Source organism: Pseudopedobacter sp. (assembly GCF_040392825.1).
Lineage (GTDB): Bacteria > Bacteroidota > Bacteroidia > Sphingobacteriales > Sphingobacteriaceae > Pseudopedobacter.
The window spans coordinates 1-25,527 of record NZ_JBEBVH010000022.1; the positions used below are offsets into that span (position 1 = coordinate 1).

At 35.4% G+C, this 25,527-nt stretch carries 22 protein-coding genes; 13 read left to right on the forward strand and 9 right to left on the reverse strand.

From position 1 onward, the window contains the following. Nucleotides 1-103: 103 nt before the first annotated feature. A complete protein-coding gene (locus tag ABWO41_RS02775; protein ID WP_353133084.1) occupies nucleotides 104-1,099 on the reverse strand; it encodes an aspartate-semialdehyde dehydrogenase in 996 nt (331 codons plus the stop codon). A 60-nt stretch (nucleotides 1,100-1,159) separates the two neighbouring features. Between ABWO41_RS02775 and ABWO41_RS02780 the strand changes: the two genes are divergently transcribed. The 4 genes from ABWO41_RS02780 to ABWO41_RS02795 all read left to right on the forward strand — a co-directional run bounded on the left by ABWO41_RS02780 (nucleotide 1,160) and on the right by ABWO41_RS02795 (nucleotide 5,983). Next, on the forward strand, nucleotides 1,160-3,751 hold the full coding sequence (locus ABWO41_RS02780) for a lamin tail domain-containing protein (RefSeq protein WP_353133087.1): 2,592 nt from the start codon (nucleotides 1,160-1,162) through the stop codon (nucleotides 3,749-3,751). 139 nt (nucleotides 3,752-3,890) lie between these two features. Further along, on the forward strand, nucleotides 3,891-4,616 hold the full coding sequence (locus tag ABWO41_RS02785; RefSeq protein WP_353133090.1) for a YebC/PmpR family DNA-binding transcriptional regulator: 726 nt from the start codon (nucleotides 3,891-3,893) through the stop codon (nucleotides 4,614-4,616). A 12-nt stretch (nucleotides 4,617-4,628) separates the two neighbouring features. Next, nucleotides 4,629-4,850, forward strand: a complete 222-nt coding sequence (locus tag ABWO41_RS02790; RefSeq protein ID WP_353133093.1) for a DUF2442 domain-containing protein — start codon at nucleotides 4,629-4,631, stop codon at nucleotides 4,848-4,850. Between the two features lie 23 nt (nucleotides 4,851-4,873). Continuing rightward, nucleotides 4,874-5,983: a hypothetical protein gene (locus ABWO41_RS02795; RefSeq protein WP_353133096.1), complete on the forward strand. Its 1,110-nt coding sequence runs from the start codon at nucleotides 4,874-4,876 to the stop codon at nucleotides 5,981-5,983. A 42-nt stretch (nucleotides 5,984-6,025) separates the two neighbouring features. On the opposite strand, the gene ABWO41_RS02800 is transcribed toward ABWO41_RS02795, so the two are convergent. Beyond that, nucleotides 6,026-6,586 carry a hypothetical protein gene (locus ABWO41_RS02800; RefSeq protein WP_353133099.1) on the reverse strand — a complete coding sequence of 187 codons (561 nt, stop codon included), beginning with the start codon at nucleotides 6,584-6,586 and terminating at the stop codon, nucleotides 6,026-6,028. A 115-nt stretch (nucleotides 6,587-6,701) separates the two neighbouring features. Here ABWO41_RS02800 and ABWO41_RS02805 point away from each other — a divergent pair, with 115 nt between their 5' ends. The 6 genes from ABWO41_RS02805 (at nucleotide 6,702) to ABWO41_RS02830 (ending at nucleotide 14,128) form a co-directional block, all read left to right on the forward strand. Next, the gene (locus ABWO41_RS02805; protein ID WP_353133102.1) at nucleotides 6,702-7,673 is read left to right on the forward strand and encodes a polyprenyl synthetase family protein; all 972 of its coding nucleotides are present in this window, start codon (nucleotides 6,702-6,704) and stop codon (nucleotides 7,671-7,673) included. Beyond that, the gene (locus tag ABWO41_RS02810) at nucleotides 7,673-8,725 is read left to right on the forward strand and encodes a TerC family protein (protein WP_353133105.1); all 1,053 of its coding nucleotides are present in this window, start codon (nucleotides 7,673-7,675) and stop codon (nucleotides 8,723-8,725) included. Before ABWO41_RS02805 ends, ABWO41_RS02810 begins: the two co-directional genes overlap by 1 nt. Nucleotides 8,726-8,731: 6 nt before the next feature. After that, nucleotides 8,732-9,484 (forward strand): endonuclease III, encoded by a 753-nt coding sequence (gene nth / locus ABWO41_RS02815; RefSeq protein WP_353133108.1) that lies wholly within the window; start codon nucleotides 8,732-8,734, stop codon nucleotides 9,482-9,484. Between the two features lie 135 nt (nucleotides 9,485-9,619). Continuing rightward, nucleotides 9,620-10,045, forward strand: a complete 426-nt coding sequence (locus tag ABWO41_RS02820; RefSeq protein ID WP_353133111.1) for a hypothetical protein — start codon at nucleotides 9,620-9,622, stop codon at nucleotides 10,043-10,045. 268 nt (nucleotides 10,046-10,313) lie between these two features. Continuing rightward, the gene (recA, locus tag ABWO41_RS02825; RefSeq protein ID WP_353133114.1) at nucleotides 10,314-11,339 is read left to right on the forward strand and encodes a recombinase RecA; all 1,026 of its coding nucleotides are present in this window, start codon (nucleotides 10,314-10,316) and stop codon (nucleotides 11,337-11,339) included. A gap of 170 nt (nucleotides 11,340-11,509) precedes the next feature. After that, nucleotides 11,510-14,128 carry an AsmA-like C-terminal region-containing protein gene (locus ABWO41_RS02830; protein ID WP_353133117.1) on the forward strand — a complete coding sequence of 873 codons (2,619 nt, stop codon included), beginning with the start codon at nucleotides 11,510-11,512 and terminating at the stop codon, nucleotides 14,126-14,128. 54 nt (nucleotides 14,129-14,182) lie between these two features. On the opposite strand, the gene ABWO41_RS02835 is transcribed toward ABWO41_RS02830, so the two are convergent. Beyond that, the gene (locus ABWO41_RS02835; protein ID WP_353133120.1) at nucleotides 14,183-15,826 is read right to left on the reverse strand and encodes a L,D-transpeptidase family protein; all 1,644 of its coding nucleotides are present in this window, start codon (nucleotides 15,824-15,826) and stop codon (nucleotides 14,183-14,185) included. 164 nt (nucleotides 15,827-15,990) lie between these two features. After that, complete coding sequence (locus ABWO41_RS02840; RefSeq protein WP_353133123.1) at nucleotides 15,991-17,274, reverse strand: sensor histidine kinase; 1,284 nt, start codon at nucleotides 17,272-17,274, stop codon at nucleotides 15,991-15,993. Between the two features lie 117 nt (nucleotides 17,275-17,391). Here ABWO41_RS02840 and ABWO41_RS02845 point away from each other — a divergent pair, with 117 nt between their 5' ends. The 3 genes from ABWO41_RS02845 to ABWO41_RS02855 all read left to right on the forward strand — a co-directional run bounded on the left by ABWO41_RS02845 (nucleotide 17,392) and on the right by ABWO41_RS02855 (nucleotide 19,577). Further along, nucleotides 17,392-18,201 (forward strand): MBL fold metallo-hydrolase, encoded by an 810-nt coding sequence (locus tag ABWO41_RS02845; protein WP_353133126.1) that lies wholly within the window; start codon nucleotides 17,392-17,394, stop codon nucleotides 18,199-18,201. 71 nt (nucleotides 18,202-18,272) lie between these two features. Further along, nucleotides 18,273-19,142, forward strand: coding sequence for an AraC family transcriptional regulator (locus ABWO41_RS02850; protein ID WP_353133129.1), 870 nt, complete (start codon nucleotides 18,273-18,275; stop codon nucleotides 19,140-19,142). Nucleotides 19,143-19,148: 6 nt separating this feature from the next. Continuing rightward, complete coding sequence (locus tag ABWO41_RS02855) at nucleotides 19,149-19,577, forward strand: DUF983 domain-containing protein (RefSeq protein WP_353133132.1); 429 nt, start codon at nucleotides 19,149-19,151, stop codon at nucleotides 19,575-19,577. A gap of 110 nt (nucleotides 19,578-19,687) precedes the next feature. Here ABWO41_RS02855 and ABWO41_RS02860 read toward each other — a convergent pair whose 3' ends face one another. The 5 genes from ABWO41_RS02860 to ABWO41_RS02880 form a co-directional block, all read right to left on the reverse strand. After that, nucleotides 19,688-20,962 (reverse strand): DUF4861 domain-containing protein, encoded by a 1,275-nt coding sequence (locus ABWO41_RS02860; protein WP_353133135.1) that lies wholly within the window; start codon nucleotides 20,960-20,962, stop codon nucleotides 19,688-19,690. Nucleotides 20,963-21,148: 186 nt separating this feature from the next. Next, nucleotides 21,149-22,012 carry a crotonase/enoyl-CoA hydratase family protein gene (locus ABWO41_RS02865; protein WP_353133138.1) on the reverse strand — a complete coding sequence of 288 codons (864 nt, stop codon included), beginning with the start codon at nucleotides 22,010-22,012 and terminating at the stop codon, nucleotides 21,149-21,151. A 219-nt stretch (nucleotides 22,013-22,231) separates the two neighbouring features. Continuing rightward, on the reverse strand, nucleotides 22,232-23,698 hold the full coding sequence (locus ABWO41_RS02870; protein ID WP_353133141.1) for a LuxR C-terminal-related transcriptional regulator: 1,467 nt from the start codon (nucleotides 23,696-23,698) through the stop codon (nucleotides 22,232-22,234). Between the two features lie 213 nt (nucleotides 23,699-23,911). Beyond that, the gene (locus ABWO41_RS02875; protein ID WP_353133144.1) at nucleotides 23,912-24,847 is read right to left on the reverse strand and encodes an NAD-dependent epimerase/dehydratase family protein; all 936 of its coding nucleotides are present in this window, start codon (nucleotides 24,845-24,847) and stop codon (nucleotides 23,912-23,914) included. A gap of 8 nt (nucleotides 24,848-24,855) precedes the next feature. Next, nucleotides 24,856-25,527 (reverse strand): type 1 glutamine amidotransferase domain-containing protein (locus ABWO41_RS02880; RefSeq protein WP_353133147.1); only part of this gene is annotated, 672 nt, incomplete at its 5' end.

Here is a 25,527-nt window from a genome sequence, read left to right on the forward strand (position 1 = left end):
CTTATACAAAGTTGGTTAGCCGCAACCACGTAATCTGGAAATATACTCATAAAAAAGGCCTGTAACAAAATACAGGCCTTTTCATTTATAACCAGTTAAACTATTAACCTATTAAACTTTGTGCTACCAATGCTTCCGCTATTTGAACTGTATTTGTAGCCGCTCCTTTTCTTAGGTTATCAGCAACACACCACATATTCAATGTATTGTCCTGAGACTCATCGCGGCGAATACGGCCAACCAGAATCTCATCTTTACCATGCGCATCCATTGGCATTGGATATTTCGCATTTGCCGGATCGTCAATCACAATAACTCCTGGAGTTGCAGCTAACAATTCGCGAACTTTTGCTAAGTCGAAATCATTTTCAAATTCGATATTGATAGACTCCGAGTGTCCCCCCATTACCGGAATTCTAACAGTAGTTGCTGTAACTTTAATACTGTCATCACCCATAATTTTTTTAGTCTCCAAAATCATTTTCATCTCCTCTTTTGTATATCCGTTATCCTGGAAAACATCAATCTGAGGAATAACATTTAAATCAATTGGATAAGCGTAAGCCATTTCTCCATCGGTAATTCCTTTACGCTCATTCATTAACTGGTTTACAGCTTTTACTCCTGTTCCGGTAACTGATTGGTAAGTTGAAACTACCACTCTTTTGATTTTATATTCGTCATGCAAAGGTTTTAAAGCCACTACCATCTGGATAGTAGAACAGTTTGGATTTGCAATGATTTTATCTTCTTTAGTCAATACTGAAGCATTTACTTCGGGAACCACTAATTTTTTAGAAGGATCCATTCTCCATGCAGAAGAATTATCGATCACTACAGTACCTTTAGCAGCAAACTTAGGCGCTTGCTCTAGGGAAGTACTTCCTCCGGCAGAGAACAAAGCCACGTCGGGAACCATTTCTATAGCTTCTTCAACAGTTACAACCTTGTATTTCTTTCCCTTGAATTCAATTTCCTTACCCTTACTTTTTTCAGAAGCAACAGGAATCAATTCTGTAACCGGGAAATTGCGCTCTGCTAAAACTTTTAACATCTCCGTTCCCACAAGACCGGTAGCGCCTACAACTGCAACTTTCATTTTTTTTCTCTTTAATTAATTAATTTTTAAATATTATATTTATTCTAAATATGGCCAAATATGAGAAAGTTTTTACTTTTTTTAATGTTTTTGTTACATAAAAACGCTTTTTCACAATTAAATGATAAATTCGATGATGACGATTTTGTTACAAATCCTGCATGGGTTGGTCCCAATGCACAGGAAAACTTTATTGTTGAAAACGGCTCTTTAAAATCTAATTCAGGCTTACTCAATACAAATTTCTTTTTAGCAACCGCAAATCGTTTGGCCTTAAATACGGTATGGGAGTTCGATTGTAATCTAAAGTTTTCGGTATCCGGAAATAATTACGCTGATATTTATTTGATTAGTGATTCTGAAAACCTAAACGGTAACACTAATGTGAATGGTTATTTTGTACGGGTTGGAAATACCGGAAAAGAAATTTCTCTTTTTAAACGGAATGGTCCTTTGTTTAACTCTATTAAACTTATAACAGGTCAAAGCGGAACTGTTTCCAGTTCCAGCAATAATCCCTTCAGGATAAGAGTAACCAGAAGCAATTCGGGAGAATTCACATTAGAATGGGATAAATCTCAAATGGGCAATTTGTATCAATTCGAAGGGAAGGCTATAGATAAGCAATTTTCGACAAGCAATTCGTTCGGTATTTCTATTCAACAATCAACAGCGTCTTTTCAAAAAAAACATTTTTTTGGTAATTTTTTAATAAAAGAAATAGCGCCACCGGAAATAGAATCTGCACACATCGAAAAAAATAAATTAACAATTTCATTTACGGAGGATATCAGAACAAATGATATCGATTTAGACAAGAACTTCCAGATAACACCGTTTAATGGCGTAGTAAAAAGCGTAACAACATATTCAAAAAGTATTCTTGTGGAATATGATAAAGATTTCGAAAGTGCGGCTTATCAGCTGACAGTCGATAAAATTCGCGATTTAACAGGAAATTGGAATGCGAAGCCATTAACCTTATCCTTTACTTATAACAAGCCCTATTTATCAATTTATAATTATATTTTAATAAATGAGATTTTTGCAAACCCTAACCCACAGGTTGATCTGCCGAAAGCCGAGTTTATAGAACTTCTTAATACCACAACGGAAAAGTTATCCTTAAAAGGCTTTAAATATACTAACTCGACAACCAATTATACTTTCGGGGATGATTATATCTTGCCCAATGAACATCTAATAATATGTGCAAAAAGTGACACTTTGGAGTATAAGGAATATGGCAGAACGATAGGTATTTCCCCCTGGCCAACGCTAAGAAACGATAAAGGATCATTAGTGTTAACCAATCAGGAAGGTACCCTTATTCATAAAGTACAGTATTCAGACGCATGGTATAAAGATAATGTCAAGAAAAACGGCGGATACACTTTAGAGCTTATTGACCCGGAATCTATTTGTATTGATGCACAAAATTTTTCAGCTAGCGAACATCCAAACGGAGGTACTCCCGGAACACCAAACTCGATCTATAAATCCAATATTTCCGCTCCCCCTTTATCTCTATCTGCTCTATTTTTCAGAGATGATTCTACAGCAGTACTGGTTTTTAACAAAGCAGTAGATAGTTTAAAAGCTAGCGTTAGGGACAATTATATGAGTAAAATGGGTAAGCCGGACTTAGTAAGAGTACTTGCTCCGGAATTTAATTCAATTGAACTCATTTACAGAAGCGGCTTTGTAAGAGGACAATCGTTCTTGATAAAAAGTTCGGAGATTTGTGATTGTGGAGTTACCAGGTTAACCGATCTGGAGTCGGAACTTGTTGTTCCTTCACATCCTGAAAAAGGAAAAATCCTGATTAATGAAATTTTATTCAATCCACGAATGGGCGGTAAAGAATTTGTGGAACTCTATAATCATTCTGATGAAACTTTTGATTTCAGAGAACTGTTTGTTGCCAGTACGAATACTAAAGATTCCTTAATAAATATAAAATCAATTAGCGCAACCAGTATGCTTTTTAAACCCGGAACATATTGGGTTATTACAACTGATCCCGAAAATATACAGTCTGAGTATTTCACACCAAATACAGCTACTTTTATTAAAGTAGCCAGTTTGCCTGCTTTTAATAATGATAAGGGCGTAGTTGTTTTATTAGGTACAGAAAACCAGAGAATAGACCAGCTCAATTACGCCAAAACTATGCACTTTCCACTTTTAAAAGACGACAAAGGCGTCTCTTTAGAAAGAAGCTTCTTTGACGAATCTGCAAATAAACCTGGTAATTTCCGTTCGGCTACCGCAAGCGTAGGTTTTGCTACTCCAGCCTATAAAAACTCCCAAAATATGGCAAAAAATACTGCTTCAGACGGTATTACACTCTCCACCAAAGTTCTTTCTCCAGATAACGACGGTACGAATGATCTTTTAAGTATTAATTACCAGTTGGACCAAAACAATTACGTAGCGAATGTAAGTGTATATAATGACGAGGGACGCCTGATAAAAAAAATTGTAAAAAACGAGGCAATAAGTTCTTCCGGAACCTGGCTATGGGATGGTTTTGATTTGTCGCAAAACCGAGTAAAAACAGGCATATATATTCTGCATACAGAATTATTTGATTTATCTGGAAAGCGAAAGAATTACAAAACGGCTTTTAGTGTGGTTTCCAGACAATAAATTCTTCAGGTTAAAACCACAAATCCTAAAAAAGCCACAAATGCTTTTGCTTTTTTCTTAATTTTACGTCGCTCAATTCAGAGCATTTAATTTTGATGTACAAAGAGATATAAATAAGATCTCTCAATAACAATAACAAATGGGAAGAGCATTCGAATTTAGAAAAGAAAGAAAATTTAAGCGTTGGGCCAAAATGGCCGTTCAGTTCACACGTATCGGAAAAGATATTGTAATTGCAGTAAAAGAAGGCGGTCCTCACCCAGAAAATAATTCCAGATTAAGAACGGCTATTCAGAATGCGAAGGCTGTTAATATGCCAAAAGACCGTGTTGAAGCAGCAATTAAAAGAGCCAGCGATAAATCTACAGCCAATTATGATGAGGTTGTATACGAAGGATACGGACCATACGGAGTGGCTGTACTTGTAGAAACAGCTACTGACAATACCAACAGAACAGTTGCAAATGTTAGAAGCTATTTTAACAAAACCAACGGAACTTTGGGTAAAACTGGTTCTTTAGATTTCATTTTCAAAAGAGTATCTACTTTCAGATTTACGCCTGGCGATTTGGATTTAGAAGAATTGGAACTGGAATTGATAGATTATGGCCTGGAAGAAATTTATGTAGAAGCAGACGAGGAAGGCAACGACTTAGCTGTAATACATGCCGGCTTCGAAGATTTTGGTAAAATGCAAAAAGCTTTAGAAGAAAAAGGTATCGAGATTAAGCAAGCTAAATTGGAAAGAATTCCATTGTCTCACGCAGAGGTTAATGAAGAACAAGCTACTGAAATTATGAAATTATTAGATAAGCTGGAAGAGGATGACGACGTTCAGGCGGTTTATCATAATATGGCTGAATAATTATTTAAAATTATGGGAATTGTTAGTACTAGAAGAAAAGACCATGAATTAAAGGTTACTTTTAACGATGACAGCTTAGTTATCGAATTGGAAGACGGTAAAGAAACAGCATTCCCATTATTATGGCATCCGCAACTGAAAAACGCCAGCGAAGAAGAAAAACAGAACTGGGAAGTCAGTAACGACGGAAAAAAAATTGTCTGGAAGAATCTGAATGTCGAAATAGCTTTTTAGAAATGATTTTTGAAGAATTCTTTTTGAAAAAAAAAATTGATCTGGCTCAATTGAAGGATGCAGACCCAAGTCTTTTTGATCAATTTAAAAGCCATTATGATCTTATGGGTGAAAAGAGTTTTGACCATACTAAGAAATATTGGTTCAATAAACTCCGCCATTCTTATCCTTTATCTGCAGAAGAGGAAACCCGATTAAAAGAATTATTCAAAGGAGAAAAAGCAGTCGAAAAGTCTGAAGCAATAGCTACGGAAGTAAAAACGGAAACGGCTCTCGCTAAACCTTCCGGCTTCAGGCCTAAGTTTAAAGCTCCGGTATCTACAGAAAAGCAGGAAGAAATTCCTACAAGCTTGCCTCCTGCTAAAGTAACTCCTAGCGAAACAACTCCGGTCGAAAATGCAGGTAAAGTTAAACCAGCTGGGTTTAAACCCAGATTTAAGCCGGGAGTAACAAAAACACCTATTGCTGAGTCTGGTACAGATAAACCAGGTGCAGAAAACTCTCAGGAAGAACCAAGTGTTTCTGTTGCCAAACCAAGCGGATTCACTCCCCGTTTCAAAGCAGGATTAACAAAAAACACCACAACCGAAGAAGATAAATCTGTTCCTGAAACTAAAAATATAGCAGATGAAGGACAGGCAGAAACACCCAAATCTTTAGGGTTCAAGCCCAGATTTAAACCAGATATAACCAAAACAATCCAAACAGAAGAAGAAAATCTGGCTGCAACAACAGAAAATTCAAATATTGAAGTACCAAAAACAGAAAACGTTGACATTTCAAAGCCTGTTGGATTTAAACCAAGATTTAAGGCCAATCAGCCCGCGGCATCTATTAATGAAGAAATCGCTGCTGAGGAAAATAGCGGAATACAGGAAATGAAATCAGAGGAGGATACCACAACAGTAGCCAAACCATTAGGTTTCAAACCCCGATTTAAAGCCGGACAAACAAAAGTTGTTGAAGAAAAAACAGAGCATACAGAATCAGTTGTTAATGAATTTAATAGCTCAGAAACAGTAGAAGCTCACGAAAAAAAGGTTGAAGATCAACCCAGCGAAGTAGACACTACTGCGATTAAACCTTTAGGATTTAAGCCAAGGTTTAAGCCTAAAAATAAAAACGATGAGTAGGTTTCTACTCATCGTTTTTATTTTTACATAATTTAATAATGACTAAAACCAAATACCTACGCCAACGCCAATAGCTTCTGCCCGCAATTTATTAGATTCATATAAAAAATCTTCAAATTGCTGTGCCAGATATTGAACCTCTACAAAATACTTAGCTCCTTTTTTATTAGTTAAAACATATCCCAAACCCGCATCATAATTCAGCCCTTTAGCATAATCCTTAAAAACCTTTGCCGCATAGCCTACACTTCCTCTTACAAACGGAGATTGTTTGTTTTCAGAAAGTTTCAAGAAATTATAGTGACCGTTTGCGGAAAAAGACACGGTATTCATATTTAATCTGTTACTGCTGCCATAACTTTTAAAATTGGTAGTAGCTATTCCTAAGCCCAGGCCAACATTATCATTCTGCCGGCCAAAAAGCAATTTAATCTGAAAAGGATTAACCTGTTGCTGATTAAAAACTTCATTAACTCCAAAAGCATAGTTTATCTGCATCTTTCCAAAAGCTCTGAATTTCTGAGGCTCTTTGAAAGATTGTCCATTCAGATTTGAAAAAGAAAAAGTTAAAGCTACGAGAGTAAAAAGTCTGACTATCTTCATATAATTCATATTCAGAAATCAATAATACAGATTTTTAGCCTTAACTGTGCCTGAAAAAAACAAAAATTATGTTTTTTGCTTATGTTTGCAGACAAACAAAAGCTAGCTGCTTCTAATGTTGAAACTAGACGAGATAAAAAAACCTATAGAAAAAGAAATTGACGCTTTTGAAGAGAAGTTTAAAGCTTCTATGAAAAGTTCGGTTCCTTTATTAGATAGGATTACACATTATATTGTAAAGAGGAAAGGAAAGCAAATACGACCTATGTTTGTATTCTTTTCGGCCAGTATTAGCGGTGGAATTACAGAATCTACATATCATGCAGCGACCTTTGTAGAGCTTTTACATACTGCAACCCTGGTCCATGATGATGTGGTAGACAATTCCTTTGAACGCCGTGGTTTTTTTTCTGTAAATGCATTATGGAAAAACAAAATTGCGGTTTTGGTAGGTGATTATCTTTTAGCAAAAGGACTTTTGCTCTCTGTAAACCATCAGGAGTTTAAGCAACTTAAAATTGTATCAGACGCAGTACAACAATTAAGTGAAGGAGAATTGCTACAAATGGAAAAAGTTCGCCGTATGGACATTAGCGAAGATGTTTACTACGAGGTTATCAGAAAAAAAACTGCATCCTTAATTGCGTCCTGTTGTGCTGCCGGAGCAACATCTGCCGGGGCTTCTGATGAAGCCGTTAAAAAGATGCATGATTTTGGCGAGAAAATTGGCATAGCTTTTCAAATTAAAGATGATTTATTTGATTTTGGTACTGATGATGTAGGCAAACCCAAAGGCATAGATATTAAAGAAAAAAAGGTAACACTCCCTTTAATCTATGCTCTTAACAATGCTGAAAGATCGGAGAAAAAGCGGATCAAAAACCTGGTTAAACATCATAATGATGAGCCAGAAAAAATAAATGCCATTATAGAATTTGTTAAGGAAAATGGCGGCCTGGATTATGCAGAACAGCAAATGTTCAAATATCAGGAAGAAGCGTTTAAAATTTTGGCCCAGTTTCCGGAAAGTGAGTCCAGAACCGGCCTGGAGAATTTAGTTAGATTTACGACAGAAAGAAACAGATAATGAGTAACGAATTAATATTTTTCACGGGATTTGCATTGTTTATTGTCATTATGCTTGCCCTGGATCTTGGTGTTTTCAACAAAGAAGACAAAGAAGTCTCCTTAAAAAGTGCTTCCATAATGAGTTTAATTTGGGTGAGTTTCGCTATAGGATTTTATTTCCTGTTAAGATTTCATGCGAATTACCTGCATAGCATCCAGAATATGGACGAGTTAATTGCTATAACCGCAAAACATCAGCACAGTATTAAACTTATTCCTGATAATTTCGAACTTAGTTTAGACATCTACAGTAAAAACCTTGCTCTTGAATTTATTACCGGCTACGTTATTGAATATGCTCTATCTGTAGACAATATATTCGTAATGGTGCTAATTTTCTCTGCTTTCTCGGTAAAAAAAGAATATTACCACAGAGTTCTTTTTTGGGGAATTTTAGGGGCGGTAATTATGCGCTTTTTATTCATTTTTATTGGCGCTACATTAATCAGCAAATTCGGATGGATACTTTACGTCTTTGGCGCTTTCTTAATTTATTCTGGAATTATGATGTTCTTAAAAAGAGATGAAGAGGAAGAAATAGATACCAAAAACCATAAAGTAGTTAAACTGGCTTCCAGATTTTTCCCAGTATACCCTCATTTTGTGGGACACAACTTTTTCCACATAGAAAATGGTAAAAAGTATATTACCCCGCTATTTTTAGTTTTATTAATTATAGAATTTACCGATGTAATATTCGCTGTAGACTCTATTCCCGCAATATTTGCTGCAACAAAAGACCCTTATATCGTATTTTTCTCTAATATATTCGCCATTTTAGGGTTAAGGTCTATGTTCTTTTTATTGGTTAACATCATCCATAAATTCCATTACTTAAAAACAGGACTTTCTTTCCTATTGGTATTTATTGGTATAAAAATGCTGGCACATGATTATCTCAAAGAAATTGGTTTTACAACAGCACATTCTTTATATATCATTATCGGAATTTTAGCAGCGAGTGTAATAGCATCTTTAATGTTTCCTAAAAAAGAAGTTGTAAAAAACTAGGCAATCATGCTAAAAAAGGACCGCTACAAAGCGTTTGTAGAATATTTTTCAGCGCATCAGCCCCAGGCAGAAACAGAACTTCATTATAACAGTCCGTTCGAATTGCTGATTGCTGTAATTCTCTCTGCACAATGTACAGATAAGAGAATAAATCAGGTTACACCTAAACTTTTCGAACGTTATCCCACACCAGAAAGTTTAGCGAACTCTACGCCAGAAGAAGTATTCACTTATATACGTTCGGTAAGCTATCCAAACAACAAATCCAAGCATTTGGTAGGTATGGCTAAGATCCTCTTGAATGAATTCAATGGAATTGTTCCGGAAGATGTTAAAGATCTTCAGAAAATGCCTGGAGTTGGAAGAAAAACAGCAAATGTAATTTCTTCAGTCATATATAATGCACCGGCTATGGCTGTCGACACACATGTTTTCCGCGTTGCCAATAGAATAGGTTTAACCACTAATGCAAAAACACCTTTGGCTGTTGAAAAACAACTTGTCCAGTATCTCCCTCAGGAAAAAATACACATAGCGCATCACTGGCTTATTTTGCATGGACGATATATATGTGTAGCGCGTAACCCCAAATGCGAAATATGCCCGTTAACCTGGTTTTGCAGGTATTATGAACAACAAAACTCTCCTCTAGCTCTAAAGAAAAAAGAAGCCTTGGCAATTAAAAAAGCTGCCGAGAAGAAAACATTGGAACAGAAGAAAAAAATTGCAAAAGAACTAAAAAAGAGATCCGCAAAATAGAGCACATTTTTTTGTAGCATTGGTTTAATTTTTACTTCTTTCCTTTTGTAAGCGTAAACATCAGTTAATTATTGCATCCTTATACACCAACAAAAAGATGTAAAAAACGTTATCTTGATATCAAATGAAAAACTTATGAAAAGAAATCAACTATTTTTAGCTGTAATTGCATTATTTGCTGTTGTTCTATTAAATGCATGCTCAAAAAATGAGGGCAAAGGTTTACGCAAGCTCACTTACAAAGTGAGTGGAGATGTAACGGTGCCAGTTACTGTGCAATATACTCCAACTATTACAGATCCAAACGAAACTGACTTCTCGGACTATAATTACGAAGAAACCATCACTAGCCTTCCCTGGGAAAAAACAGTCAGTCTACACCAATATGCTTCTGGCGGTGGCCTTTCTGTGAGCGTAGAAGATGCTGTCCCAGGAACATCACTAACATTAAAGATTTTTGAAGGAAGCGAGGAAAAAGCGACCAAAACTGTAGTCGTTAATGGGAATGGCTGGATAGACAACGGCCTATTAAATTATTATTTTCCCGAGTTTAATATGTAAACGCAGCATATTTCTTAAAACCTATATTTTAATAACTAGTCAGGCTTTTATTGAGCAATTTCCCCTCTTATCTATCTATTTTGTTTTACTTGGCACTCTCCCTTCATCCAATTCGTAAAAAATTATTAAATAATAATACTTTTAGCAAGAATTGACCTATTTTTATGTCAACAAAAAATTTTCTTCAGCACCATTGTGAAATGATAAAAATTTTAGCATTTTTGTATCGGAAAGTTTAAACAAAGAAAAATTACTAAAAATATTATACATGAGTAATCCTAGCGAAAAGTTAAAAGCGTTACAACTTACCTTAGATAAACTGGAAAAATCTTACGGAAAAGGAACCGTAATGAAATTAGGTGATGCACCAGTTGAAGCCATCGAAGCTATTTCTACCGGTTCTTTGGGTTTAGATATTGCCTTAGGCATTGGCGGCTTACCTAAAGGAAGAATTATTGAAATCTACGGTCCGGAATCTTCAGGTAAAACTACTTTAGCCACACATGTTATTGCAGAAGCACAAAAAGCAGGCGGTATTGCTGCAATTATAGATGCTGAGCATGCTTTCGATCAGTTTTATGCACAGAAATTAGGTGTTGACATTGAGAATTTATTAATTTCCCAACCAGATAATGGTGAACAGGCTTTAGAAATTGCTGATAATCTGATTCGTTCCGGAGCAATTGATGTTATTGTGATTGACTCTGTTGCTGCATTGGTTCCAAAGGGGGAAATTGAAGGGGAAATGGGTGATTCTAAAATGGGTTTACAGGCCCGTTTAATGTCTCAGGCGCTACGTAAATTAACTGGTACTATCAGCAAAACTAAATGTTGCTGTATATTCATTAACCAATTAAGGGATAAAATTGGCGTAATGTTTGGAAATCCGGAAACAACTACTGGTGGTAACGCATTAAAATTTTATTCTTCTGTTCGTTTAGATATCCGCCGTATCTCTCAAATTAAAGATAGTGATGAAGTTGCAGGAAACAGAGTAAAAGTTAAAATAGTAAAAAATAAAGTAGCACCTCCTTTCAGAATTGCCGAGTTTGACATTATGTTTGGTGAAGGTATTTCCAAAGCAGGCGAAATTATAGATTTAGGTGTTGAATACGGTATTATTAAAAAAGCTGGTTCATGGTTTAGCTATGCAGATTCAAAGCTTGGTCAAGGTCGTGATGCTGTAAAACAATTGATTCTTGACAATCCTGAATTGGCAGAAGAACTGGAAGAAAAAATTAAAGCTATTGTTACAGGTATTCCGCCTCTGGAAGAACCTGGAGACGAAGACTAATTAATTATTTCATACAGACTTTTTTAAATCCTCTGATCAAGATCAGAGGATTTTTTTATTTTTACCGGATTCTATCTACCAGAGAATTAAGACCTTAAAACCTATATATTCTTTATCGAATAAAATATTTCCTTTACTTTTGTGTTAATACCAGAGCTAAAACAGATAAAATGTTAAAAAAATCCCTCATTATCTTCTCAATTTTTATTGTTGCAATCGTAGTTATTGCAGCTAGTATTCCTTTTTTCTTTAAAGATACTATCATCAATAAGGTAAAAGGTACTATAAACGAAAGTCTAAATGCTAAAGTAAATTTCGAAGACCTGGATTTAACTTTAATAAGTTCTTTTCCTCAACTGGGCATACAGTTGAACGATTTACAAGTGATAGGAATCGATAGCTTCGCTACAGATACCCTGGCAAATATTAAGCATCTTCAACTTAACCTCAATTTAATGAGTGTTATTAAAGGTGAGAAGTACGAAATAAACGAAGTAAAATTAGATGAGCCTAAGATTTACGCTAAAGTTCTGAAAAGCGGCAAAGCTAATTGGGATATTGTAAAAGCTGATTCTACTGAAACCTCTCCTAAAGATACTAGTTCGTCAGACTTTAAAGCTGCTCTGAAAAGATATTCCATTAAAAACGGAAATATCATTTATGACGATTCCTCCTTAGACTTTTATATGGCATTAAACAATGTAAATCATAGCGGAAAAGGTGATTTCACTCAGGATTTGTTTGTTTTAGAGACCGACTCTCAAATTGAGAAATTAACTGTAAAATATGGTGCCATCCCTTACTTAAATGGTGTAACATTAGACGCTAACCTGCCTTTAGACATTGATTTAGCAAATATGAAATTCGCCTTAAAGGAAAACACCATCAAATTAAACGAGTTGGTACTTTCATTGGTTGGAAGTTTGGCTATGCCTAACGATACTGATATGGTGATAGATGTAAAATTTGATGCACAAAAATCGGATTTGAAGAATTTTCTTTCGCTCATCCCTTCTATGTACGCATCCAACTTCAAAGATTTGCAAGCATCCGGCAAATTTGGACTTCAAGGTTTCGCGAAAGGAACTTATAACGAGAAGTCCTTACCTGCATTCGATGTTAACTTAAACATAGAGAACGGAAAATTGAAATATACTTCTCTACCGTCAGCCATAAATGACATACAGATTAAAGCTAAAATATCTAATCCCGATGGTATAACAGATCACACTATAATTGATGTTCCTGCATTTCACCTGGCCTTCGACAAAGCACCTTTGGATGGAAAATTATTGGTAAAAACACCAATTAGCGACCCCTATCTGGATTTAGCATTAAAGGGGGCTTTAGATCTAAAACAGCTTACTACCATATTTCCTCTGAAAGACATGACTCTGAGTGGTATTTTAAATGCTGACATTGTCGCTTCAGGAAAAAAATCGACTATAGACAAGGGGAACTACGAAGCTTTTAAGGCTAGTGGAAATGTTACAGCTACAAACTTTAATTACTCGGGAACCGCAGTTGCCAAACCTGTGAGTATACCTACTGCTAAAATGAGCCTGAGCCCCAAAAACATTACTTTAAGCAATATTGTCGCAAAAATCGGTAAAAGCGATTTCCAGGCAAACGGCGCAGTAAATAACTACTTATCATACGTATTTGGAAAAGATAAACCTCTGCAAGGAAATTTCAATCTTGTTTCATCTCTGATTGATGTCAACGAATTAATGGGGCCTGCAAGTACTGAACAAACAAGTGCAGATACAAGCAAATTATCTGTAATAGAAGTTCCTAAAAACATTGATTTTAATATGACTATGAAAGCTGGCAGGCTTTTATATGACAACTATGATATAAAAAATGCACAAGGAACACTGGTAGTGAAAGATCAAACCGTATTCTTTAAAAATATGGGCATGCAGATGTTAGACGGTAATTTAAAAATGAACGGTTCTTATGCTACTAAGGATATTAAAAAACCGAAAGTCGATATTGATTTTGCAATCGAAAAAATGAATATACAGAAAGCTTTCAATATGTTCAATACCATCAAATTATTAGCTCCAATTGCTAAATATACTAATGGAACCTTTACTACCAATTTAAAATTCAATTCTGACCTGGGACAAGACATGATGCCTGTCTACTCTTCTATAGATGCTTCTGGTATGGCAAATATTATTGAGGCTGTCCTGGATGGCTTTGAGCCTTTAAACAAGTTATCAGCAAGTTTAAATGCGGGTGAACTAAAAAAATTGGAGCTGAAGAATGTGCTGGCCAAATTCCAAATAGATAACGGTAGGCTACTAGTCTCTCCTTTTAACATTAAGAAAAACGATATTTTAATGAACGTACAGGGCTCTAATGGTTTAGACCAGACTATGGATTATAAATTGGCGATTAATATTCCAAAAGAAAAATTAGGAGGGAAAGCCAATGAAGCTGCGAACACCCTGTTAGCGTCTCTAAATAGTAAAGCCGGCACTAATGTATCTTTAGGAGATATGATAAAAGTAAATGCTCTGATTGGGGGAACTGTTACCAAGCCTACTATAAAATTAGACTTATCAGAAAACAAAACTGAGGTTAAAAATGTAGCTAATCAGATTATTGCTGACAAAAAAGCCGAGTTGGAAAACAAAGCAAAAGAAGAAGTAACAAAAATTACTGACAAAGCAAAAGCGGAAGCACAACAAAAAGTAGATACCATTAAAAAACAAGCAGAAGAAAAGCTGAAAGATGAGGTAAAGAATAAGCTGAATAATCTGTTCAAGAAGAAGGAATAAATTCGGTTATTAGTTGTGAGTTGCAGATTAGAAAAGCGACTCACAACTAAATAATTATTCCAGTATCATTTTTTCCAGTGCTCCATCTCTATTGTAAATATCCTTTCTGAAATTTATCTGTCCATTTCTATCAACAAAAGCAGTAAAGTACCCTATAAAAACCGGCACACTCTCTTTCAAAGTCACCCATTTTTCTTTGGTCCCATGCATCGCTTTATTAATATTTTCGCTATTCCAATCTTTATAGTCTTTTAATAAAAACTCCGCCAGCTTCTGTGGTTCACTAACACGAATACAACCATGACTAAAAGCTCGTTCTTCTCTATTAAAAAGTTCCTTAGCTGGTGTATCATGTAAATAAATATTAAAATTATTGGGAAAAAGAAACTTTACCAAACCCAGAGAGTTATTTTTGCCGGGCAATTGCCTAATAACCGGTAAGCCGTTGGATTGCCCTGTAACTTCCATATTATGCTGCCTTAAATAATTCGAATTTCGCTTCATTGCAGGAAGTATTTCATTTCTCACAATACTTGGCGGTACGTTCCAATATGGGCTAAAAACAATGTATTTTAAATCACCCTGAAAAACCACGGTTTTGTGAACATCTTTTCCTACTACCACATTACAGCTCCACAATAAACTATCGGCATCATAAACATGAAGCTTATATTCAGGAATATTTATCCCTAAATACTCTTTATTTAAACCTGCAGGAACCCATCTATAACGTTCCATATTTACAATAATAGTCCTAATTCTATCTTTCAATGGAACATTCATTTCTTTTATCGTACCCAACCCAATAACCCCATCATTGAATAAACCATGTCTTTCCTGAAAGCCCTTTACCGCATTTTCCAGATTTGCATCGTATAAGTTAGAAAGCGTATCGCTCTCTTTATAATCTCCGAGAAAATATAACCTTCTTCTAATCTTAGCAATGTTATCCGAAGAATCTCCCATTTTAAAAGATTTTTTCCCTGCATCCATACTTATATTTAAAATCTCTTTCTGATTTTCCAGACTTCTGTATTTAGCCAAAAAAGATCTCAACAAAACATACTGGCGATAAACGGGTCTGCCTTCTACTGTTTGCAGAGAGGATCTGCTTGCCAACAAACTATCCAATAAATCTGCATATGAAACTTTCTTACGGGGAACATACCATTGAACAGATTTACTGGTTTTTTCATCTACCCCTTGCCAAACTTTATTTGCAAAGACAAAATATTGTCCTGTCAACATTAACTCCGTCTGAGCAGAAGCTTTTACTTTACCATGTCCGGCATAAATCAAAGAATCCAATTCTTTCGAATATGGCATATCTTTATATATTCCTTCATGTGCAATATTTCTTATTCTATCTGCCAGATTTCCGGCCTGTTCAATAATACCATCTTTATTAAACCATGCATAGGCATAGTCTCTACGTTTATAAAATTCGGTGATACTATCTTTATAGCTTGCCAAGGCCGGATAAGACTTTAAAAAACTGTCTATAGATACGCTATCAAATTTAAGATCGCGTTGTTCTGAAAAAGAACCTGGAATTGTTTCATCCCACTTCTTCAATGCTTCCTTCTTTATAGAGTCTTGTAATTCATCTCGAGATTTCCTGGTATTTCGGTCACAAGAAGTTAAGCCCGTGAAGACGACAGAATAGATAAGTATTAAAAATGAGCTTTTAATTTTCATCTGTTTATTTTTTATTTTCCATGAGCAAATGCCTAAGACCGGCAAAATTGTGATTGCTTCTACAATCCAAAATAAACATTTAGTTCTATTATTTAAAGCTTATTGTAACATATCACGCTTACAGATCTTCTGGAACCTAATCCTATTTTCAGTAAGTCTGTGTATCACGCAGAAAAAGTAAGTGTAAAGGTAGTACCCATTCCCTCTTTACTTTCCATGGCTATTTTCCCTTTTTGTAATAAGGTATAATCCCTGCAAATAATCAGACCCAAGGCAGTTCCTTTCTCATTCTTTGTACCTGTTTTAGATTTTAATCGATGCGAGAATACGTCTTTTTGATCTTGTGAAGAAAAACCCATGCCATTATCTGTTATTCTTATTAAGCACTTATCATCTACGTTTTCTGCTTTTACAATTACATATCCGCCAATACTGGTAAACTTAATAGCGTTAATAATAAGATTCCTTGTAACAACTTTTATCATTTCTTTATCTGCCAGTATAATTACAGAATCGTCTACATCAACATAAAGATTAATTTTTTTATTTTCTGCCATATTCTGGCATAAGTCTATAGTGGTTTTAAGATCTTCAGACAGATTAAAACGCACAAGATGGGGCTCAACCCCATTCAATTGTGTTTTAACCCATGTTAACAAATTGTCCATCATCTCGTTGGCAGCAACAGTGTTTTCCAGAAGCTTCTGGTTAATCACATTTTTCTCCTCGTTAGTAAATGAAACAGAAGTTAACGACTCCAAATAATTCTGTATAGACAGAAGCGGCGAACGCAAATCGTGTGCAACGATGGAAAATAGCTTATTTTTTTCTTCATTTAATTTTGCAAGCTCCCTTGCTTTGCTTTCATAAGCGCGTCTTTCTAAAAAATAGTTCTTCCAAATTTCCCTAATCAGAAGCACCAACAGCATTAAGGTAATGAAATACGCTATAAAAAGATCATAGAATCTATCTATCCGGTCTTCGTATTGATTTTTTATCAGATAAGGAAATTCATACTCTATTCCCATAACAGCTACAACCAATATTAGATTAACTATTAGCCAAAAAAAGTATTGTTTTTTAGGAACAACCGTAATGATTAAGAAAAAATCTAATAAAAAATACAGCAAACCAGCACCATTTATACCACTGCTAAAAAAATAATTGAGCGTAAAAAGGCAGTTGCAGACAAGTCCAAAGAAAAGAATTCCCAAACTTTGCCGATGCATAAATCTGGATATATAATAGCTCAAAAAAACACCTATTAGAGAAGCTATGAGAACAAAAGTTAAAATCGGGAATCCAATAAAGTGGTTCAATGGAATATTTACTAACAAAGCCAGCATCCCAAAGAAACAGATATAATGAAAAATACGGCTGTTAAGCTCGAATTCTTCTTTATCACCGATAATCCTGTACCAAAAATTTCTGATGTTACTGACGTTCATGTAATAATTATGGTGTATATATAAAGTTCGGTTTATTTTTCATATCTAATTCGCTAAATTTATCACCTTTCAAAATGATATTTATTACATATCTGATTTTATTTTTTCTTCAATATAATGTCGATACAAATTGCGTCTTTAAATTCGGGTAGTAACGGAAACTGTTATTACGTTTCTAACCAAGAAGATGCCATTCTTATAGATATCGGAATTACCTGTAAAGAAGTCGAAACACGCCTGTTAAGGCTGGGATTGTCTATCAGCAAGATAAGAGCTATTTTTATTTCCCATGAACATGGAGATCATATAAAAGGCGTCAAAATATTCACTAAGAAATATGGAATTCCTGTGTATTTTACTTATGCTACATTTTCGAACAGCAAAATCCAGTTAGATGCAGTAAATTATTTTACGGCAGAAACACCTATTTCTATAGGTACATTAAAAATTACCGCTTTCGAAAAACATCATGATGCCGCTCATCCACATTCCTTTATTATCGAACATCACCGCACTTGCGTAGGCGTTTTTACAGATTTGGGTATTGTTTGCGATAATTTAATCAGATATTTCAAAATGTGCGATGCTGTATTTTTGGAAGCCAACTATTGTGAAGAAATGCTACAAAAAAGCAGATATCCCTATTTCTTAAAAAATAGAATTAGTGGAGGAAAAGGCCATCTTTCCAATCGTCAGGCTCTACAACTTTTTAAAGAACATCAATCTCCAAAGCTTCAGCTCTTGTTACTCTCACATCTTTCCAGGGAAAACAATTCGCCCGAATTAGTAAAAGAGCTTTTTCAAGCAGAAACGATAAGCACCGAAATTGTAATTGCTTCAAGAGAACGTGAAACTGCAGTTTACCATATTATAAACAACTCGTTATCAGAAGGATTTGTCTCCGAAAAGCAATATTCCCTTCTATAAAAACGCTATTACCACTATATCGGTAAAAAACACCATTAATTCGTTTGCATTAGTGCTAAATTTGTAAACGAATGAAATCAGGCATACCTATATATGATATCTGTACCATTACTGATGTAAAGGATGATGAGATCATTATCAGTAGATTCAGCGAATATTCCGAAAGTTACAAGCATCTTCATCTACCTCATAAGCACAACTTTTACCATGTGGTGTTTTTTACAGAGGGCAGGGGAAACCATACCATCGATTTCGAAAAATTTGACGTTAAATCTAACCAAATTTATTTTATGGTACCAGGACAGGTGCATAGCTGGAATTTCGAAGGCACTGCCGAAGGATATATCATTAATTTCTCTGCCTCATTCTATCAGTCCTTTCTATTACGCCCAGATTATCTGGAACAATTCTTTTTTTTCGGTGGTAATGCAAAAGAATCGGTAATCGATGTTCCAAAAGAGATTCAACAACAAATTACTGATGTCTTTGAGTGTATCCTTGCAGAAGCTAAAAGCAATTCAAAAATGAAAATGGACATCATCAGAACATTTTTGCTACAGATTTTTTTAAGGATTGCACAGTTAGGACGCGAAAACACCTTGTATACTTCAGAAAATAATTACAACTATACCTTATTAAATAACTTTAAAAAACTGATAGAGCTAAATTATAATAAACTGAAATTACCTAAAGAGTATGCAGCGCTATTATACATTACGCCAAATCATCTTAATGCGCTTTGTCAGGATATTTTAGGTATTTCCGCAGGAGAACTTATCAGAAACCGAATTATATTAGAAGCAAAGCGTTTATTAATTAATATGGATTTATCCATATCCGAAATTGCGTACAGGCTAAATTTCAGCGACAATTCTTATTTCACCAAATTTTTCAAAAAACACGTAGATATAACGCCTGAAGAATTCAGGAAAAAAAATTAAATGAATATGGCAGATACAAATTCAGAGACTACATACACCTTATTAACAGAAAAACAAGCTGCAATAAAAGCAAAATGCCCCAGATGCAGGAGGGGCGATTTATTTAAAAATAAAATGTATAGTTTCAAACAAACTATGTACGACAGATGCCCTCATTGTAATCTTAAATTTGAAAGAGAACCGGGATATTTCTATGTTTCCATGTTTGTTAGCTATGCGCTTAACGTAGCGGAGATGGTTGCCGTATGCGTAGCTATTTATGTATTAACCGGGTCGGAAAATCCGATGACATATATAGTTGTGTTTCTTATGGCTACAATTATATTGTCACCATTCAACTTTAGATATTCCAGAGTCATTTTATTATACTGGCTAACTCCCGGACTAAAATTCAGTGCGGAAAAGGCTAAAGACTTGCCATTGGACGCTCAATAGTAAAAGAACTAGGTAAATTGTTCATTGAGAGGAGTCAAAGATGTTCTGCAGGCACAAGAAAACTTCGACTCCCTCAAATAAAGAAAAGTGGATTATAAAATCCTCTTTTTTTATTTCACCTTTATCGGATTTGCTTCTAAGCCTGCCTGCTTTGCAATATAATTTTTAAATCCGTCTATTGTCTTAAATGTATTATCAGACAACTCCCAACCAACGTGAAATCTAAACTTTGCAGAATTATTTTTATTCAATTTCTCATAAGCGGTATAGCTGTTTTTAATATCCACACCTTCGTCCCCAATTTTTCCAAACTTAGCCCAGTATTTTTTAGGCATGGAAACGGCCATTCCTAACTTATCTTTATTTTCAGTTTGAACGTCATAGCTATAAACCGCAGCTACTTTCTTATTAAAAAATTCATGCGATTGCTTTGCTGAAAGATTAACTATTCCGGTAACCAGTTGAGTTTTCTTCGGAGCACCTTTTAAAGTTACCTTGCTTTCAAAGAAATACTGTCCACCCCAAATGCTAATCTCTTCCGTTAATGAAGCTAGTTTTCCATCTCCTAAAATGTTCCATTCCGGATAATGCATTCTGAAAATAGCTCTTACCGGACCATCAGCAACTTTCTCATAAACAATTTTACCCATATTAGCTCCGCCTAATCTTACCAAAGTATCTCTTCCATGTAAAGGTACACTAACAGCAATACCTCCAGCAGACAGCGACTTACCTACTATAAGAATATCCATACCCCAGTCACTTAATTCATGATAGCTATCGCCTGTATTTGTCCCTACGTAATCCAATACCATCTTAGAAGTACGTTTACCCCAAATATCTTTCTGGTTTCTGATATCCATATATAATCTGAAGCCAACTTTATCATTCTCCCAGGCGGGACCTTCTGTCAACATAGCTGGTAGCTTTTGTTTCTTAAAATCTGTATTTGGCTGATTTGCCGGCACAGAATCTTTATCTAAGTTTAATCCAAAAGTATTATCCGCTAATCTTCTTTTCTGCCTTACATAAGCCCGGGTTAAAGGTTTTATCTTCGCATCACCTGCTGTTTCAAAAGAAAGCAGAAGTTGCTTTTTTTCTAAAGATTTAAAATTTTGAAGAAATGCCATCTCATCCCAGATTCCGTCTTTATTTAAATCATCAAACTGAACAAAGACAGGCTGATTTCCTTCGGTCACCGATATTCTTCCATCGATCTTCTTTTTAAACTTTTTCTCTAAAAAGGCTCTTTTTAAAACAATAAGCTCATCTTTTCGCTCTTCACTAAGATCATTTGAAAGCTTTAAAGATACATTTTGCGCCTTCAACGTAGTTATTCCTAAAAACGAAAGGGATACAAGTAAAATACTTTTTCTGAAATTCATAACTTAAATATTAATCCTCTTTAAAGAAGATCCGCTAATAACTAATGAATCCAAAATTACACTTTTTATCTTTTTAAAAACTATGCATCAAAGAATATCGTTCATCTCGCTGTCTTATTCTGAAGAGACTCTCTGGAAACTTGCCGAAGGTGCCAAAGGCATCCATTCGGACACCCCTTCGGGGAACTAACTAACCATTTTTCTGTCCTGAGCAAGTACCAAACGTTCCATGATATTAAGATTACGATCAGTCAGACGTAAGGCCGCATCCACCCAGATTTCTGTAATATCAAGCAGCTCTTGCTTTGTTAACGGATTCACACGTTGTTTAGCTTTTTGAATAGTCTGAAAAGAATTCAGCGATTTATGTGTCTTTTTAACCCAATCCCGCAATGCCTGTTCTCCCTGTCCCTCTTCAGCCAGCACATCCACTATCCCCATATCAAATAGTTCTTCTGTAGTATATATCTTCCCCGAACGTACCATCTTTTCAGCGGCGCTTAATCCGATACGGCGTGAAAGAAAGCTGATTGCCCCCATACCGGGAAATAAGTTGAACATTACTTCTGGAAAGCCTGCCACTCCTCCTTTTTCGGCGATTAACACATGAGCAGATAAAGCAGCTTCAAATCCACCCCCTAAAGCCTGCCCTCTAACCAGAGAAATAGAAGTGATTGTCTGTAAATTATAAAAAGTCCACAAATTTTCGATACATAAATGGGCGTAATTCTGCAACTTACTCCGTTCCTTGTTTGCTATCATTTTCCTGAATGTTTCCAGATCACCACCCAGATTAAATACACCTTCAACGTCCGATGCCAACACCAGATAATTGGTAGGATATTGAGGTCGGTGTCCAGGATCTGCATGTAAAGCCTCAATTTGCGTTTGGTTTACCAACAATTCGTTCATACAAATCTGATTAAAGCAAGGTCGCGGACTAGGTTGCATAAACAACCAGGTAATACCAAACTCCGATTCATAATGGACGCGTACTTGTTCAAAAGAGGTTACTGTGTCTAAAGGATTAAAGTCAACAGAAGTATTCATAGTAAATTTTTAGATTAGGTCTTCAAAATTAGCCTTCTGCACCATTTTATCTCCCACCCGTTTGGGTAGTTTTTCATTTTCTGGGAGGAATTTTTAAAAAAAGTTACAAAAGGCGAATAAGGAATGACTTTCCTTTCCGCGAATTCATAAAACTATAAGGGCGGACTTGTTACAGTGATAACGACATTACTTATAAACCACAACTATGAACATGAAAAGCTAAACCACACCGTGTATCTTATTTACAGCCTGAGCCCGGTTATTGATATCCATCTTCAGGTAAATGTTACGGATATGAAACTTAACCGTATTAGACGAAAGATATAGTTTTTCTCCAATTTGCTGATTAGTTAGCCCTTCGGCAAGCAATTTAAGAACATCTATTTCCCGTTCACTTAAGCCAAATTGTTCCTGCAACTGATCAAACGCGTCTTCTGAAGGTGTTAACCTCTTTTCCTCCTGTAATTCTACCGGTCGGTCTTGTAAATAACGTTGAATTCCTTCGCGATAATAAGCATGCTCTTTATGCAGTATTTTTACTCTATGAAGAATTCCAATACTTAAAACAAACATTTGCAAAATATTAGCAATCTTTAACTCACCGGGCATCAGATTAAGAAAATTAAGACCTAAAAATCTAAAAATGAAAAAATTGAGCGTAAATATGAGCGACAGTGCTGACGCAAACACAAAAAACCGGGCAGCTGTACTCGCCTTAAATCTAGACAAAGCTACTAACCAATAAAACAGTAGCAGCAACGGCAACATCATATTTCCCAGAATGCAAGCCCCTGTCCAGTCAAAAACAACATATGTCAAAAAACAAAAAAACATCAGAATCAATAAACCGAAACTTATCCGAAACAAATAAGTATATCTCTTATCCAATTCTAAAAATCTAATCGAAAAAACAACACTTGCAACGGTAGCTCCTAACATCACAGGCAGACTTGCATAGTTAAGCCACAACGGGTTACGACTCACTAAAACATACAATCCATCCGCATAAGCATATAAAAGAGCTGTCATTAAAATCAGTACACAATAGTATAGAAATTTGGGTTCTTTGAAACTAAAATAAAGGACAATATTCACTATCATCACAATTACTGCAATACCATAGTAAATACCCATTTTTAAAAAGCTAACGCCCTCTGTCTGATAAAAATCAGCTACCGGATTTATTGTAACCGGAAACAGAATTTCTTTTTTTAAACACGTTTTCAACCATACAACGGATGTACTCCCTTTAATCTTAAACCGTACATATCGCAAATAAGTACTATCTTTAAGTTTAAGACTATTACCCCCCGTATCTGTTGCAACAATCTCGCTATTTATACGCTGAAATAAAAACACAGAATCCAGATGTGGATTTTTGATACTAATAATCAAATCCTTATCTATATTATTGTTTTGTATATCCAGTTTAAACCAATATATTCCTTTGTTATGGAAAGGAGGATTTTCCTGGCTGTGTTTCAAATGTTTAAATGATTTATTATCGATATTATTAGGGGAAACCGTATCGACTGCTGTATAATACCATGATCTTTCAAATTTTACCTGGGCAGGTAATTTTAATGATAACAGAGAAAAAATGATACAAAAAAGAAAATAATAGTTATTCAAGATGAACAGTTTATTAGGAATTAACTTTGTTAAGCTACCACAAATATAGGGCATATTTTATAAGCCCCCAAGATTATGTATTTTACTCATCTTTACTCCTACTCAATAATTAAGAGCCATCTTATCAATAATCACACTTAGGCGTATCAACCGATATTTCTCTTTGTATCTTTTAACACTATACAGATTTTTTTCACTGAAATGCTCCGAAAATAAATTTAGAAAACCAATATTATTTAAAAAAGAGACACTATATAAGTCACGCTTTTATTCCGCAGAAAGTTGTTTACGCTTAATTTCCTGAATCCCTTCTTTATAAGTCGTGATGTTGAAATCCGGAAAACGCTTCCTAAATTTCGAATCATCAAACAGATTATTGTGTTCATACCTTGGGAGCAATTCTTGTAACTCTTTTAGCCTGTCATTAAAAAGAGCTCCAATCCGAAAAGCAAATTTCGGGATAACGGAATATTTCAGTTCGTAACCATAAACTTCTGAAGACAACTTTATAAATTCCTTATAGGTCAAATGACTTTGGTCAACAGGCAGATGCCAGGTCTGATCAAAAGCGTCCGGTGTATTTCCAATCAATGCCGTAGCTCGACTAGCGTCGGGCGTCCAGATCAGGCTTCTTTTTTTATCATCTCTTAACGGTACTTTTAGTTTTTTACCTTCTTTAATATTATTAAATATTAAGGTATTGGTTATGCTCTGCGTTTTATCAGGTCCGTAAAACTCAGGAGCACGACAAATAACCGCTTCCAGATCTCCCGAATACATCTCCTTTAAAATCATTTCGGCCATTTCTTTTCTCACTTTTCCTTTTCTGCCTACCGGCATGAAAGGTGTATCTTCTGTGAGAATCTGATCATTCTGCGGATACATATAGGTATTATCAAAAAACACCAGTTTTGTCCCGTTAATTTTGCAGGCATCAATTACATTCTGTGTAATCAGCGGAAATTGCTTTTTCCATAAGTCTGAATTCATTGGGAGTCCTAAAGTAAAATAGGCTATCTCACTGCCTTCCACAGCCTCAATCGCTTTTTCGCGAATGGATAAATCTGCTGATAAAACGGTATCTGTATCATTTACTTTTTTTGCATTTCTACTTACAATCCGTATATCAGACGTAAAATTCTTTTTCAACTCCTTTGCCAGTTCTTCGCCAATTTGTCCGCTTGCACCTAATATTGTTTGCATATCTAAGATTATTTATGCTGTCTTTTATTCAATTCAGATATCACCACTTTTGCCATTTTTTTTGAACTGAAAGGATTCTGTCCGGTAATCAGGTTACCATCAACAACTACTTTTGAAGTCATCGGAATAATAGCTTTTTGATAATCAGCACCTCTTTCTTTTAATGCAGCTTCCAGATTAAAAGGTACTTCTTTTTTTCGCCCTGCCAGACTTTCTTCAAACCAATTGAATCCGGTAATGACTTTGTTGTTTATTAAATATTTGCCGTTGGACAGCTTAACATTCAGCAATCCGCTAACGCCATGGCAAATGGCAGCCACTATTTTACCACTTTCGTATTGATTTTTAACAAGGCTTTGTATTACGCTATCATCAGGAAAATCATACATTGTACCGTGTCCACCTGCCAGATATACGAGATCAAAACTTTCGGTTGAAACTTTTTCCAGGTTCCTGCTATGCTTCAGCAATCCACGAAAGAAGGGATCGTCCCAATATTCCTTAGAAATTTTATCCAGTGTAAACCGTTTCAAACTTTCAGGATCAACATGCACATTTCCACCATTGGGACTAGCAATGGTTATTTCATAACCTTTGTCCCTGGCTGCATGATAAATATGCGTCAGTTCACTTAGCCACAAACCTGTTTCCAAATAACCATTGGCATATTTACCCGTATT

Excerpts from the sequence above, each read along its gene's own strand:
- ABWO41_RS02775 (WP_353133084.1), bottom strand. The coding sequence starts at position 1,099 with ATGAAAGTTGCAGTTGTAGGCGCTACCGGTCTTGTGGGAACGGAGATG.
- ABWO41_RS02780 (WP_353133087.1), top strand. The coding sequence starts at position 1,160 with ATGAGAAAGTTTTTACTTTTTTTAATGTTTTTGTTACATAAAAACGCT.
- ABWO41_RS02785 (WP_353133090.1), top strand. The coding sequence starts at position 3,891 with ATGGGAAGAGCATTCGAATTTAGAAAAGAAAGAAAATTTAAGCGTTGG.
- ABWO41_RS02790 (WP_353133093.1), top strand. The coding sequence starts at position 4,629 with ATGGGAATTGTTAGTACTAGAAGAAAAGACCATGAATTAAAGGTTACT.
- ABWO41_RS02800 (WP_353133099.1), bottom strand. The coding sequence starts at position 6,586 with ATGAAGATAGTCAGACTTTTTACTCTCGTAGCTTTAACTTTTTCTTTT.
- ABWO41_RS02805 (WP_353133102.1), top strand. The coding sequence starts at position 6,702 with ATGTTGAAACTAGACGAGATAAAAAAACCTATAGAAAAAGAAATTGAC.
- ABWO41_RS02810 (WP_353133105.1), top strand. The coding sequence starts at position 7,673 with ATGAGTAACGAATTAATATTTTTCACGGGATTTGCATTGTTTATTGTC.
- nth (WP_353133108.1), top strand. The coding sequence starts at position 8,732 with ATGCTAAAAAAGGACCGCTACAAAGCGTTTGTAGAATATTTTTCAGCG.
- ABWO41_RS02820 (WP_353133111.1), top strand. The coding sequence starts at position 9,620 with ATGAAAAGAAATCAACTATTTTTAGCTGTAATTGCATTATTTGCTGTT.
- recA (WP_353133114.1), top strand. The coding sequence starts at position 10,314 with ATGAGTAATCCTAGCGAAAAGTTAAAAGCGTTACAACTTACCTTAGAT.
- ABWO41_RS02830 (WP_353133117.1), top strand. The coding sequence starts at position 11,510 with ATGTTAAAAAAATCCCTCATTATCTTCTCAATTTTTATTGTTGCAATC.
- ABWO41_RS02835 (WP_353133120.1), bottom strand. The coding sequence starts at position 15,826 with ATGAAAATTAAAAGCTCATTTTTAATACTTATCTATTCTGTCGTCTTC.
- ABWO41_RS02840 (WP_353133123.1), bottom strand. The coding sequence starts at position 17,274 with ATGAACGTCAGTAACATCAGAAATTTTTGGTACAGGATTATCGGTGAT.
- ABWO41_RS02845 (WP_353133126.1), top strand. The coding sequence starts at position 17,392 with ATGTCGATACAAATTGCGTCTTTAAATTCGGGTAGTAACGGAAACTGT.
- ABWO41_RS02850 (WP_353133129.1), top strand. The coding sequence starts at position 18,273 with ATGAAATCAGGCATACCTATATATGATATCTGTACCATTACTGATGTA.
- ABWO41_RS02855 (WP_353133132.1), top strand. The coding sequence starts at position 19,149 with ATGGCAGATACAAATTCAGAGACTACATACACCTTATTAACAGAAAAA.
- ABWO41_RS02860 (WP_353133135.1), bottom strand. The coding sequence starts at position 20,962 with ATGAATTTCAGAAAAAGTATTTTACTTGTATCCCTTTCGTTTTTAGGA.
- ABWO41_RS02865 (WP_353133138.1), bottom strand. The coding sequence starts at position 22,012 with ATGAATACTTCTGTTGACTTTAATCCTTTAGACACAGTAACCTCTTTT.
- ABWO41_RS02870 (WP_353133141.1), bottom strand. The coding sequence starts at position 23,698 with ATGCCCTATATTTGTGGTAGCTTAACAAAGTTAATTCCTAATAAACTG.
- ABWO41_RS02875 (WP_353133144.1), bottom strand. The coding sequence starts at position 24,847 with ATGCAAACAATATTAGGTGCAAGCGGACAAATTGGCGAAGAACTGGCA.